The 13,405-nt window shown below is 62.8% G+C and carries 10 protein-coding genes; 9 read left to right on the top strand and 1 reads right to left on the bottom strand.

Annotated elements, in window-relative coordinates:
- The first annotated feature begins 126 nt into the window (after positions 1-126).
- From NKI54_RS15225 to NKI54_RS15210, 4 genes are all read left to right on the top strand, one after another.
- Entirely contained in the window at positions 127-1,212 is a 1,086-nt protein-coding gene (locus NKI54_RS15225; protein WP_023674769.1) for an ABC transporter ATP-binding protein, read from the top strand.
- A 33-nt stretch (positions 1,213-1,245) separates the two neighbouring features.
- Positions 1,246-2,571, top strand: coding sequence for an ABC transporter substrate-binding protein (locus NKI54_RS15220; RefSeq protein ID WP_352691844.1), 1,326 nt, complete (start codon positions 1,246-1,248; stop codon positions 2,569-2,571).
- Positions 2,572-2,758: 187 nt separating this feature from the next.
- The gene (locus tag NKI54_RS15215) at positions 2,759-3,610 is read left to right on the top strand and encodes a carbohydrate ABC transporter permease (protein WP_502896011.1); all 852 of its coding nucleotides are present in this window, start codon (positions 2,759-2,761) and stop codon (positions 3,608-3,610) included.
- Between the two features lies 1 nt (position 3,611).
- Positions 3,612-4,505 (top strand): carbohydrate ABC transporter permease, encoded by an 894-nt coding sequence (locus NKI54_RS15210; protein ID WP_023674766.1) that lies wholly within the window; start codon positions 3,612-3,614, stop codon positions 4,503-4,505.
- 92 nt (positions 4,506-4,597) lie between these two features.
- Here the strand turns inward: NKI54_RS15210 and NKI54_RS15205 are convergent, their stop codons facing one another.
- Positions 4,598-5,584, bottom strand: a complete 987-nt coding sequence (locus NKI54_RS15205; RefSeq protein ID WP_352623607.1) for an alpha/beta fold hydrolase — start codon at positions 5,582-5,584, stop codon at positions 4,598-4,600.
- Positions 5,585-5,732: 148 nt separating this feature from the next.
- Between NKI54_RS15205 and NKI54_RS15200 the strand changes: the two genes are divergently transcribed.
- The 5 genes from NKI54_RS15200 (at position 5,733) to NKI54_RS15180 (ending at position 13,146) form a co-directional block, all read left to right on the top strand.
- Positions 5,733-6,482, top strand: coding sequence for a competence/damage-inducible protein A (locus NKI54_RS15200; RefSeq protein WP_352570874.1), 750 nt, complete (start codon positions 5,733-5,735; stop codon positions 6,480-6,482).
- Between the two features lie 78 nt (positions 6,483-6,560).
- Positions 6,561-7,394 carry a universal stress protein gene (locus tag NKI54_RS15195; protein WP_023674763.1) on the top strand — a complete coding sequence of 278 codons (834 nt, stop codon included), beginning with the start codon at positions 6,561-6,563 and terminating at the stop codon, positions 7,392-7,394.
- A gap of 128 nt (positions 7,395-7,522) precedes the next feature.
- The gene (gene gpt / locus NKI54_RS15190; protein ID WP_023674762.1) at positions 7,523-8,023 is read left to right on the top strand and encodes a xanthine phosphoribosyltransferase; all 501 of its coding nucleotides are present in this window, start codon (positions 7,523-7,525) and stop codon (positions 8,021-8,023) included.
- Between the two features lie 222 nt (positions 8,024-8,245).
- Positions 8,246-8,734: an NUDIX hydrolase gene (locus NKI54_RS15185; protein ID WP_352691842.1), complete on the top strand. Its 489-nt coding sequence runs from the start codon at positions 8,246-8,248 to the stop codon at positions 8,732-8,734.
- A gap of 647 nt (positions 8,735-9,381) precedes the next feature.
- On the top strand, positions 9,382-13,146 hold the full coding sequence (locus NKI54_RS15180) for a vitamin B12-dependent ribonucleotide reductase (protein WP_352637027.1): 3,765 nt from the start codon (positions 9,382-9,384) through the stop codon (positions 13,144-13,146).
- Positions 13,147-13,405 lie beyond the last annotated feature (259 nt).

The following is a 13,405-nucleotide window of genomic DNA, read 5'->3' as shown; positions in this document are numbered from 1 at the left end:
GGTCGGTTTGGTAGCGCTACCGTCTCACATCGCGCGTGACCGGAGAGGAGCCTGGGCGCTGTCGCGGTCCAGGCAGGAAAGCGGTTTCCTTCGAAGTCGTTGCGGGAATCAATCGGGAGGAGATCGATGGCGTCTGTCGCGATCGGCGATGTCTACAAATCATTTGGGACCGTCGAGGTCCTGCACGGGGTCAGCGTCGATATAGACGACGGCGAGTTCGTCACGCTGGTCGGTCCTTCGGGTTGCGGAAAGTCGACCCTTCTCAGGATGATCGCCGGCCTGGAAAAGATCTCGCGCGGCCAGATCGCGATCGGCAAACGTGTCGTCAACAACGTTGCGCCAAAGGAGCGCGACGTCGCCATGGTCTTCCAGAACTATGCGCTCTACCCGCATATGACGGTCGCCGAGAACATGGCGTTCTCGCTGATGCTCAAGGGCGTTCCCAAGACGGAGAGCGATGCCGGCGTGCGGCGCGCGGCCGAAATCCTGGGACTGGTGCCGCTGCTCGACCGCTATCCGCGCCAGCTTTCCGGCGGCCAGCGCCAGCGCGTCGCCATGGGCCGGGCGATCGTACGCGACCCGCAGGTCTTCCTGTTCGACGAGCCGCTCAGCAATCTCGATGCCAAGCTCCGGGTGCAGATGCGCGCCGAGATCAAGGAACTGCACCAGCGCCTGAAGACGACGACGGTCTACGTCACCCACGACCAGATCGAGGCGATGACCATGGCCGACAAGATCGTCGTCATGCATGACGGCATCGTCGAGCAGATCGGGCCGCCGCTCGAGCTGTACGACCGGCCGAACAATCTCTTTGTCGCCAGCTTCATCGGCTCGCCCGCCATGAACATGCTCAGGGGCGAGATCGTAAGCGACGGCTCGCCGTCATTTCGCGGCGCCGGAGGGATTTCGGTCCCGTTGGCCTCGGCACTTTCCATCGGCAATGGTGAGCCGGTCGTGCTGGGGATACGGCCCGAGCATTTACGGCTGTCCGACCATCAGGGCATCCCGGTCACCGTCGTGGTGGTCGAGCCGACAGGGTCCGAAGTGCAGCTCATCGGCCGCACCGCCGGCGGCGAGGAGATCGTCGCAAACTTCCGGGAACGCCATTCCTTCACGCCAGGCGAAACCATCCGGCTTACGGCCGAGCCTGGCCTCATCCATCTCTTTCACGGCAAAACCGGACAGCGGTTCGAAACACCCATCGGGCAGTAGGACGGCAAGGACAATAAGCAGGAGGAAGCGAGCATGAAATTCACCAGACGTGACGTGATCCGCACCACCGCCGGTGCGGCGGCGGGAGCCTTGGGAAGCCGGCTCATCGGCTCTCCCGCCTTTGCCCAGGAGGGGTTGAAATACAAGCCCGAGGACGGCGCCAAGCTCAGGCTGTTGCGCTGGTCGCCTTTCGTGCAGGGCGACGAGGATCAATGGCTGGCCAACACCAAGCGCTTTACCGAAGCGACCGGTGTCGAGGTCCGCGTCGACAAGGAAAGCTGGGAGGACATCCGCCCCAAGGCGGCGGTCGCCGCCAATGTCGGCTCCGGCCCGGACCTGATGTTCGTCTGGTTCGACGACCCGCACCAATATCCCGACAAGCTGCACGACGTGACGGAACTGGGCGAATATCTCGGCTCGAAATATGGCGGCTGGCACGATGGACCGCACCAATATGCGACACGGCAAGGCAAATTCCTCGGCCTGCCGCTGGCGACCATCGGCAATGCCATCGTCTATCGCGAAAGCTGGGTGAAGGAGGCCGGCTTCTCCGAATTTCCGAAGGACACGGCGGGCCTGCTCGAGCTTTGCAAGGCATTGCAGGCAAAGGGGCACCCGGCCGGCTTCACGCATGGCCACGGCGTCGGCGACGGCAACAACTACGCTCACTGGCTGCTATGGAGCCATGGCGGTCAGATGGTCGACGAGAGCGGCAAGGTGACGATCAACAGCCCCGAGACGCTCAAGGCGATCGAATACGCGCAGCAACTCTACAAGACCTTCATTCCCGGCACCGAAAGCTGGCTCGACGTCAACAACAACCGCGCCTTCCTGGCCGGGCAATTGAGCGTCATCGCCAACGGCATTTCCGCCTACAACACCGCCAAGATCAACAAGGACAAGGATCCGAAGCTCACTGAGATAGCCAAGGACATCCGCACCACCAACCTGCCGATCGGCCCGGTCGGAAAATCCGTCGAGCTGTTCCAGGTGACCACGGCCGTGATCTTCGACTACACGCCCTACCCCAACGCCGCCAAGGCCTACCTGCAGTTCATGTTCGAGGATCCGCAAATGTCGCAGTGGATCACGTCGTCGGCAGGCTATTGCTGCCAGACGCTCAAAGCCTTCGACAACAACCCGGTGTGGACGGCCGATCCGAACAATGCCGCCTACGCCAAGGCCTCGGCGACGCTGCGGCCCAACGGCTATGCCGGCCCGCTTGGCTATGCCTCGGCAGCGACCATGGCCGACTATGTGCTGGTCGACATGTTCGCCAAGGCGGTGACAGGCCAGGCGACGCCGCAAGAAGCGATGGAAGAAGCCGAGAAGCGCGCAAACCGTTACTATCGCGTTTGAGCCAGGTTCAGCCGGGCAGCCATGCTGCCCGGCTTCGAATCGCGCATGGCCGCCCGGCCGTTCAATGAGACCTTAGAGGAGCCGACCCATGGCCGTGACCTCCGCTGCCGTTCAGCCACGCCGGTCGACGCTGTCGCGCATTCTAGCGTTCGTGTCCGAAAGTCATAACGCGCTTGGCTTCGGCTTCATGCTGCCGGCGGCGGCGCTGCTGCTGGTCTTCCTGACCTATCCGCTCGGGCTCGGCGTCTGGCTCGGCTTCACCGATGCCCGCATCGGCCGCCCCGGCATCTTCATCGGCTTCGAGAACTATGAATATCTGTGGGATGACGCGGTCTTCTGGCTCTCCGTCTTCAACACCTTGCTCTACACGATCAGCGCCTCGATCCTGAAGTTTGCGCTCGGCCTGTGGCTGGCGCTTATCCTCAACCAGAACCTGCCGTTCAAGTCGTTCTTCCGCGCGATCGTCCTGCTGCCCTGGGTGGTGCCGACGGTGCTGTCGGCGATCGCCTTCTGGTGGATCTACGATTCGCAATTCTCGATCCTGTCCTGGGCGCTTATGGAAATGGGCCTGATCGACCATCGCATCAACTTCCTCGGCGATCCCGAGAATGCGCGGGCTTCGGTCATCGCCGCCAATGTCTGGCGCGGCATTCCTTTCGTAGCGATCACGCTGCTTGCCGGCCTGCAGACGATTCCGCAGTCGCTCTACGAGGCCGCCACGCTCGACGGCGCCAGCCGCTGGCAATTGTTCCGCTATGTGACGCTGCCGCTGCTGACGCCGATCATCGCCATCACCATGACGTTTTCGGTGCTGTTCACCTTCACCGATTTCCAGCTGATCTATGTGCTGACGCGCGGCGGGCCGGTGAACGCCACGCATCTGATGGCGACGCTGTCGTTCCAGCGCGGCATTTCCGGAGGCCAGCTTGGCGAAGGCGCCGCGATCGCAGTTGCCATGATCCCGTTCCTGCTCGCGGCGATCCTGTTCAGCTATTTTGGCCTGCAGCGTCGCAAATGGCAGCAGGGCGGCGGAGATTGACATGACCGCGATCGAAACGAGCAAACGCCCGGAACTCGACGAAGGCGGCATGGGCTACCTGCAGAGTTTGCCGCGCCGCGTGGTGACGGTCTACCTGCCGTTGCTGATCTTCGTCATCGTGCTGTTGTTTCCGTTCTACTGGATGACGATCACGGCGGTTAAGCCCAACCTCGAGATGACCGACTACGCCAATTTCAATCCGTTCTGGGTGGTGCATCCGACGCTCGAGCATATCCGCTACCTGCTCTTCGAGACGTCTTATCCGGGCTGGCTGCTCAACACGATCATCATCTCGACCGCCGCCACGTTCCTGTCGCTGCTGGCTGCGGTGTTCGCTGCCTATGCGATCGAACGCTTGAGGTTCTCCGGGGCGCGGCAGGTCGGCCTCGCGGTGTTCCTCGCCTATCTCGTGCCGCCTTCGATCCTGTTCATTCCGCTGTCGGTGATGGTGTTCAACCTTGGGCTTTACGACACGCCGTTCGCGCTCATCCTCACCTATCCGACCTTCCTGATCCCGTTCTGCACATGGCTGCTGATGGGTTATTTCCGCTCGATCCCGTTCGAGCTGGAAGAATGCGCGCTGATCGACGGGGCGAGCCGTTGGCAGATCCTCACCAAGATCGTGCTGCCGCTATCGGTGCCGGGCCTGATTTCCGCCGGCATCTTCGCATTCACCCTGTCATGGAACGAGTTTATCTACGCCTTGACCTTCATCCAGTCGTCCGAAAACAAGACTGTGCCGGTCGGCGTGCTCACCGAGCTCGTGCGCTCGGACGTCTATGAATGGGGGGCGCTGATGGCGGGAGCGCTGATCGGCTCGCTGCCGGTCGTGGTGCTCTATTCGTTCTTTGTCGAGCACTATGTTTCCTCGATGACCGGAGCCGTGAAGGAATAGCCAGCATCGTGATTGGGTTCGGAGGTATTCCCGGCGGCCGGGAATGCCTGGGGTAGGCATCCTGCCGGCCGAGGCTACGTTCCGGGAGGGTGTCAGCTGCCGGTGTCGGACTTCGGCGCAAATGCGCGGTCGGCAATGCGTTCTATGAAAGCGACGACCCGTTCCGGCTCGACGAATTGCGGCATGTGACCAAGCCCCTCGACAGGCTCGAAATGCAGCCCCCTGATCTTTTCCATCACCGGCCAGCCTTGAATATCGATGCCCAGCACGAGATCGGAAGCACCAAACAGAATGCCGGCCGGCATGGTGATCTCGCGATAGCGTTGCTCGATGCGGCCAAGGTCGTGCTCGATGGCCACGACATCGGTCGACGTTGCATAGAAATGGCTTGGCCTCAGCCCGCACCAGCCGCCGCCCTCGACCATATAGTCGGCCGGCGCCGTCTGCGGCGCGAAGATGAAGGCAAGCGTCGCTTCCGCATATTTGAGAGCCGCCGGGATCGCCACCGTATGAGCCATGATCCGGCGCCGCAGCGGCGACTTAATGTACAGCGGGCCGAACTTCTCGCGCGCGTCCGGCTCCAGATGGGTCAGCGGTGCCAGCAAGGCGATGCCGGAAATCGCCTCTGGATGCTCGATAGCCAGCGTCAGCGCGATGGCGCCACCCAGCGAATGACCGACGACCAGAGGCTTTTCCAGCCCAAGCGCGTCGATAAAATGCCGCACGATCTCGGCCTGCTCGGGCAGCCGTCCGCTGGCGCCCCTGGCCCGCACCGAATAGCCGGAGCCCGGACGGTCGAGCGCGATCAGCCGATAGTTCGGGCCGAACCGCCCGAACAGCGTGTGGCCGAATTGATGAAGCTGCGCGCCGAGGCCGTGCAGGAAGACGATCGGCCGCCCCTCGCCCGTCTCGACATAATGGATGCGGTTGCCGTCGATCTCGATGAATTTGCCACTGGCCGGCACCAGCCTTTCGGCCTTCGCCGCGATCCGCAGCGTCGCCAGCATCGGATAGGCTGCCACAACGAGCGCCAGCAGAAACAGCGCGCCGGGTAGCCATAGCAGAATCGATGCCGGCATGTCTTGCTCAGGCTCCAAACCGGCACGCAGCATCACCCGCCGACGGGTGCACTGCAAGGGAGGTGGCACAGGTAGATCCGTCGTTTGGCGGCATTGCCGCCGGCCGTTTGCCGCGCTATCTCAAGCGACCCGTTTGCCGGAGCCAGTCATGACCGAAATCGTCACCGCCGCCATGCTCGTCATCGGCGACGAGATTCTGTCCGGCCGCACCAAGGACAAGAACATCGGCCACCTCGCCGACATCATGACGGCGATCGGCATCGACCTGAAGGAAGTGCGCATCGTTGCGGACGAGGAAGACGAGATCGTCGCTGCGGTGAATGCGCTGCGCACCCGCTATACTTATGTCTTCACCACCGGCGGCATCGGCCCGACGCATGACGACATCACCGCCGATTCGGTTGCCAAGGCCTTTGGCGTGCCATGCGAATACGACGCCAAGGCCTACGCCCTGCTGGAGGCAAGCTACGCCGCCCGCGGCATCGAATACACCGAAGCGCGCAAGCGCATGGCGCGGATGCCGCGCGGGGCAGACCACATCGATAATCCAGTGTCGGTTGCGCCGGGCTTTCGCATTGGCAACGTCCATGTCATGGCCGGCGTGCCGGCGATTTTCCAGGCGATGCTCGACAATGTCGTGCCGACATTGCGGGCCGGCACCAAAATGCTGTCAGCAACCGTGGAATGCCCGTTCGGCGAAGGCCTGATCGGCGGGCCGCTGGGCGACATCCAGAAGGCGCATCCGGACACGATCATCGGCTCCTACCCGAAATATGGCGACGGCAAGTTCTGGACGGAACTGGTGGTGCGCGCCCGCAGCCAGCAGGCGCTGGACTCCGCACGCGCCGACGTAGAGGCTATGGTGGCGGGCTTGATCAAGGCAAGCCGAGTGGGCTGATCGGCCGGCCTGACGGAACCAGCATCGCGCAGTGACGTTTGTCACGAGTGGGATCGCCGTAAGAAGTGAGGGACTGCCATGCGCTTCAAGACCATCGTCGCCATATTGCAGAATGAACAGGATGCCGAGCGCGTCCTCGACTGCGCGATCCCGCTGGCCGGCCGATTCCAGAGCCATCTGATCGGCATCCATGCCGAGGCGCTGCCCGTGCCCTACACCTCTGCCACCGGCTTTCCGGACACCGAGTTCCTGCAGGTTTCCGCCGATATGAACCGGGAGCGCGCCGAGAAGTTGCAGGCCGCCTTTCACAGGCGCATCGAGGATTCCGGCCTGTCGTTCGAGTGGCGCAGTCTCGAGAGTTTTTCCGGCGACAGTGCGCTGACCGGCATCTCGACCGTTCGCACCGCGGACCTGATCATCGCCGCGCAGCGCGAATCGGGCAGCGATCCGAGCGCCGACGTCGACACGCTGGTCTACGATGCCGGCCGGCCGGTGCTGGTGGTGCCGCATTCGGGTCCCCTCGTCACCAGCTTCAAGCACGTGCTGCTCGCCTGGAACGGCAGCAAGGAAGCCGCGCGCGCGGCCTTCGATGCCCTGCCCTTCATCATCGAGGCCGAGAAGACGGACATCGTCGTCATCGACCCGCCGGATACGCTCGACGAGGCGCCGGAAACAGCCGGCGCAGAGATCGCCGCCTCGCTGTCCAGGCATGGCGCGACCGTCAGCGTCTCAGTGCTGAGGTCCGGCGGCGCTTCCGTTGACGACATCATCCAGACCAGGGTCGCCGAGTCGGGTGCGGACCTGCTCGTGCTCGGCGCCTACAGCCATTCCTGGCTGCGCCAGCTGCTGTTCGGCGGGGTGACGCGAACGGTGCTGCGCACCGCCCCGGTGGCGGCTTTCCTGTCGCGGTAGGTTCACAGGGATAGCTGGCAGGACAATAGCTTTGCCGCGCCCTTGCCAAAGCCAAGCCTTTCCAGTTAATTCCGCGCGCATTCCATAGGTGTCTGCGCGCGATGCGCGCTTTACGGAGTGCGCGAAAGATGTCCCTGCCCGAAAAAGCCTTCCCGGTCTCCTGGGACCAGTTCCACCGCGATGCGCGCGCGCTCGCCTGGCGGCTTGCCGGCGCCAACAAGGGGCAATGGAAGGCGATCGTCTGCATCACGCGCGGCGGCCTGGTTCCGGCCGCCATCATTTCGCGCGAGCTTGGCATCCGCATCATCGAGACGGTCTGCGTCGCCTCCTACCACGATTATACCAGCCAGGGGCAATTGCAGGTGCTGAAGGAGGTCACGCCGGCGCTGCTCGCCGATGACGGGGCCGGCGTGCTGATCATCGACGACCTCACCGACACCGGCAAGACGGCGGGCATCGTGCGCGCGATGATGCCCAAGGCGCATTTCGCCACCGTCTATGCCAAGCCGAAAGGCAGGCCGATGGTTGACACTTTCGTCACCGAGGTCAGTCAGGACACCTGGATCTATTTCCCCTGGGACATGGGCTTCACCTACCAGAAGCCGATCGCCGACGACCACGCCGGCTGATTCGCGGCAACGCCGCTTGATGCACCGAGTCCGCCCAGGGGACCTCCGCACACCGATAAAGGCGTGGCGCGACGCTGCTGCAGTCGCGCCATTAGGCTGAGATCGGCGCAGATTGACGGAATCTGGCCGATCCGTGAAACATTTTTTACTTTCATTGCTTATAATTAGCCGTAAGATTCGTGAGACGGCAAATGATTCTGGAAGCTGGGGCAAGCTTCTCCGATGTTGACGAGGCCAACGACGCACGACCATAAGGCCGAAAGGGTCCGGCGACTCTTCGGCGCGGTGCCGTCCCGCCTGCAGGTTGCAGCGCTGCCCTGGCGCGATAGCGGCGACGGCGTCGAAATCATGCTGATCACCAGCCGCGATACCGGCCGTTGGGTGCTTCCCAAGGGCTGGCCGGAAGCGAAGGAGCCGCTTTGCGAGGCGGCGGCACGCGAAGCCGGCGAGGAGGCCGGGCTGCGCGGCACGATCTCGCATCACGAGGCCGGCCGCTATTTCTATGCCAAGCTGCTGGATTCCGGCGAGGAAGTGCCGTGCGAGGTGCTGGTCTTCCCGCTGCAGGTCGACAAGGTCGCCGACCGGTGGAAGGAAAAGCGGGCACGCACCCGCAAGTGGGTCAGCGCCGCCGAGGCTGTGCGCATGGTCAACGAACCCGACCTCAGCCAGATCATCGCCCATTTCTGCGCGGATCCGCATCGGTTCTCCTGAGTCTCAGTCGCGCATAGCCTATCGCTCAGGTGCTGTGGAACGTCGTTGCCGAAGCGCCTCCACCCAGAGCCGACCCTTCCTTGCGCTCCGCTTCTATCCCCGTTATCCACATGTGTGACACACAAGATGTGGGGGTCATAAAAGCTACGCAAACGAATCCTTGACGCCGCAAAACGAGTCGCCTTTTATAGGCCATGCGCTCCTGTTGAGAGTGCGACCGGAAAAGTTTCGAGGCCGGTCTTTTTCCCGGAATATGTGCGTTTTGAGCCGCATTCCCGCCTGTTTACGAGGCCGGCGAAGGCGTGGGATTTTGAAGCCTTGGGTGGCGAAAGGGGAGGATTGTCGGACTTGAATAAATTGTCTGTTAATACTATATTTAGTGTTTGCAGGTAGGTTCGACGCTAGATAATGTAAATTTCCCTCGATCGAGGGCGTTACAAAAAGTTTTCAGTTTTGAGGGACCCACAGGGTCCGTGAGCGCGTTGGACAGCGGCCTCGCGAGAGGTTTGACCGGCAGGGCGGCGGAGCCTGTGAAGATGAGAGCCGGCGGTTTTCGAACGCCGGCAGGCGGCGGACATGCGCGTTTCGTCAAGAGGGCAGAAATCCTCTGGGAAAAGCGCTATATGTAGACAAAAGGGACCGGACCAATGCGCATCGAGCGTCGTTTCACCAAACCAGGACAATCTGCCTATTCGGAGATCGAATTCCGCAAGGCGCTTTCGGAGATCAAGAATCCGGATGGCTCGGTGGTGTTCCGCTTGGACAACATCGACGTGCCGGCGCAGTTCTCCCAGGTTGCCGCCGATATCCTGGCGCAGAAATATTTCCGCAAGGCGGGTGTTCCCGCACGGCTGAAGAAGGTCGAAGAGACGCAAGTCCCCTCCTTCCTGTGGCGCTCGGTCGCCGACGAGGCTGAACTGGCCAAGCTGCCGGAAGCCGAGCGCTACGGTTCCGAGACCGACGCCCGCCAGGTCTTCGACCGGCTTGCCGGTACCTGGACCTATTGGGGCTGGAAGGGCGGCTACTTCAAGTCGGAGGAAGACGCGAGCGCCTTCCGCGACGAGCTCGCCTATATGCTGGCCACCCAGCGCGTCGCGCCGAACTCGCCGCAATGGTTCAACACCGGCCTGCACTGGGCCTATGGCATCGACGGCCCGAGCCAGGGCCACTTCTATGTCGACCCGTTCACCGGCAAGCTGACCAAGTCGAAGTCTTCCTACGAGCATCCGCAGCCGCATGCCTGCTTCATCCAGGGCGTGCAGGACGACCTCGTCAATGAAGGTGGCATCATGGACCTGTGGGTGCGTGAGGCGCGCCTGTTCAAATACGGCTCCGGCACCGGCTCCAACTTCTCGTTCCTGCGCGGCGAAGGCGAAAAGCTGTCGGGCGGCGGTCGTTCGTCGGGGCTGATGAGCTTCCTCAAGATCGGCGACCGCGCGGCGGGCGCCATCAAGTCGGGCGGCACGACGCGTCGCGCCGCGAAAATGGTCATCGTCGACGCCGATCATCCCGATATCGAGGAATTCATCGACTGGAAGGTCAATGAGGAGCAGAAGGTCGCCTCGCTGGTCACCGGCTCGAAGATCGTCAAGAAGCATCTCGAAGCGATCATGAAGGCCTGCATCAACTGCGAAGGCAATGGCGACGACTGCTTCGACCCGGCGGTCAACACCGCGCTGAAGCGCGAGATCAAGGCGGCCAAGAAGGACGCGGTGCCGGAGAACTACATCTACCGCGTCATCCAGTTTGCAAAGCAGGGCTACACCTCGATGTCGTTCAAGACCTACGACACCGACTGGGATTCGGACGCCTATCTCACGGTTTCCGGCCAGAATTCCAACAATTCGGTGTCGCTGAAGGACGATTTCCTGCGCGCCGTCGAGCAGGACGGCGACTGGCATCTCACCGCCCGCAAGGACGGCAAGGTACTGAAGACGCTGAAGGCGCGCGATCTCTGGGAAAAGATCGGCTATGCCGCCTGGGCATCGGCCGATCCGGGCCTGCATTTCAACACGACGATGAACGACTGGCACACCTGCGCCTCGGCCGGTGCGATCCGGGCGTCCAACCCGTGCTCGGAATACATGTTCCTCGACGACACCGCCTGCAATCTGGCCTCGATCAACCTTCTGCCCTACCGCAATGCCGACGGCACGATCGACATATCAGCCTACGAGCACACGGTGCGGCTGTGGACCATGGTGCTGGAAATCTCCGTCATGATGGCGCAGTTCCCGTCGAAGGAGATCGCCAAGCTTTCCTACGAGTACCGCACGCTCGGCCTCGGCTATGCCAATATCGGCGGCCTGCTGATGACCTCGGGCATTCCCTATGATTCCGACGAGGGCCGCGCCATCTGCGCCGCCCTCACCGCGATCATGACCGGCACGGCCTATGCCACTTCGGCCGAAATGGCCGCCGAGCTCGGCGCCTTCCCCGACTACGACCGCAACGCGCAGAACATGCTGCGCGTCATGCGCAACCACCGCCGCGCGGCCTATGGCGAAAGGGACGGCTACGAGAAGCTAGCCGTCAACCCGGTGCCGCTGGTCGCCTCCGATCTCAGGCAGCAGGAGCTTGCCGACCATGCCAAGGCCGCCTGGGACCGCGCCATCGAGCTCGGCGAGGAGCATGGCTACCGCAACGCGCAGGCAACGGTGATCGCGCCGACCGGCACGATCGGCCTGGTGATGGATTGCGACACCACCGGCATCGAGCCCGACTTCGCGCTGGTAAAATTCAAGAAGCTCGCCGGCGGCGGCTATTTCAAGATCATCAACCGCGCGGTGCCCGAAGCGCTGCGCACGCTCGGCTATTCCGAGGCCCAGATCGCCGAGATCGAGGCCTATGCCGTCGGCCACGGCAATCTCAACCAGGCGCCGGGCATCAACCCCGGCTCGCTCAAGGCAAAAGGCTTTACCGACGAAAAGATCGCAGCACTCAATGCCGCGCTGAAGTCGGCCTTCGACATCAAATTCGTCTTCAACCAGTGGACGCTGGGCGCTGACTGGGTGAAGGAGACGTTCGGCTTCACCGACGAGCAGCTCAATGATTTCTCGTTCGAGATGCTGCCGGCGCTGGGCTTTTCGAAGAAGGACATCGAGGCCGCCAACATCCATGTCTGCGGGGCGATGACGCTGGAAGGCGCGCCGTTCCTGAAGGCCGAACACCTGCCGGTGTTCGACTGCGCCAGCCCGTGCGGCAAGATCGGCAAGCGTTCGCTGTCGATCAAAAGCCACATCATGATGATGGCGGCGGCGCAGCCCTTCATCTCCGGCGCCATCTCCAAGACCATCAACATGCCGAACGACGCGACGGTGGAAGACGCCAAGGGCGCCTACATGCTGTCGTGGAAGCTGGCGCTGAAGGCCAACGCGCTCTATCGCGACGGCTCGAAGCTGTCGCAGCCGCTCAACGCCTCGCTGCTTGCCGACGTCGAAGACGACGAGGACGAAGCCATCGAGCAGCTGATCGCGGCGCCGGCCGCACAGCGCGCCGTGCAGGTGACCGAGAAGATCGTCGAGCGCGTCGTCGAGCGTCTCTACCGCGACCGCGAGAAACTGCCGAACCGCCGCAAGGGCTATACCCAGAAGGCGGTCGTCGGCGGCCACAAGGTCTATCTGCGCACTGGCGAGTTTGATGACGGCCGTATCGGCGAGATCTTCATCGACATGCACAAGGAAGGTGCCGCCTTCCGGGCGATGATGAACAACTTCGCTATCGCCATCTCGCTCGGCCTGCAATATGGCGTGCCGCTCGACGAATATGTCGAGGCCTTCACCTTCACCAAGTTCGAGCCGGCCGGCATGGTGCAGGGCAACGACGCCATCAAGAACGCCACGTCGATCCTCGACTACGTGTTCCGCGAACTGGCTGTCTCCTATCTCGGCCGCCACGATCTCGCCCATGTCGACCAGTCGGATTTCGACAAGACGGCACTCGGACGCGGCATCAATGAAGGCAAGGCGACGCCCTTCTCCAAGGGCCTGACCCGCGGCGCCTCGCCGGTCAAGCTGGTGTCGGGCATGGGCGCCGAGCCGAAAGGCTTTGCGGGTTCCGGTTCCGGAACTCCAGCCCGTACCGCCCCGACCGCTTTCTCCGGCTCCAACGTGCTGACGCTAAAACCGGCAAGCGACGAAGCCGTCGCCTACAAGCGCGACTACGAGGAGCGCGCCAGGGAACTGGTCGAGGACATCGTCTACGCGGAAGCGTCCGACCCGACGGAGCTGTTCACCGACGAGGCGGCGAAGGAAGCAGCCGAAGCAAAAGCGCTTGCCGCCAACCGGCGCCAGCAGTCGCTGATGCAAGGCTACACCGGCAACGAATGCTCGGAATGCCACAACTTCACGATGGTGCGGAACGGGACTTGCGAGAAGTGCGATACTTGCGGGGCCACGAGCGGGTGTAGCTGAGGAGCTGAGGTCGCGCCCTCCCTTCTCCCCTTGTGGGAGAAGGTGGCCGAGCGAAGCTCGGTCGGATGAGGGGTGCTCCAGCTTGGCACCGGCGGCGCTCCGTCCAACACCCCTCAACCGTCTCGGCGCTCCGCGCCGAGCCACCTTCTCCCACAGGGGGCTAGCGTGCGCACACATCTGATTTGGCGGGGATTAGTTTGGATTTGCAAGAGCGAAGCCCTCGGCGATGGCGTGGAAGCGTTTTAGCCCATTGGAGAAG

It is taken from the genome of Mesorhizobium sp. M0663 (assembly GCF_040320585.1).
GTDB lineage: Bacteria > Pseudomonadota > Alphaproteobacteria > Rhizobiales > Rhizobiaceae > Mesorhizobium.
The sequence above is the reverse complement of the archived record's forward strand: the minus strand, read 5'-3'. Positions and strand labels throughout refer to the sequence as shown.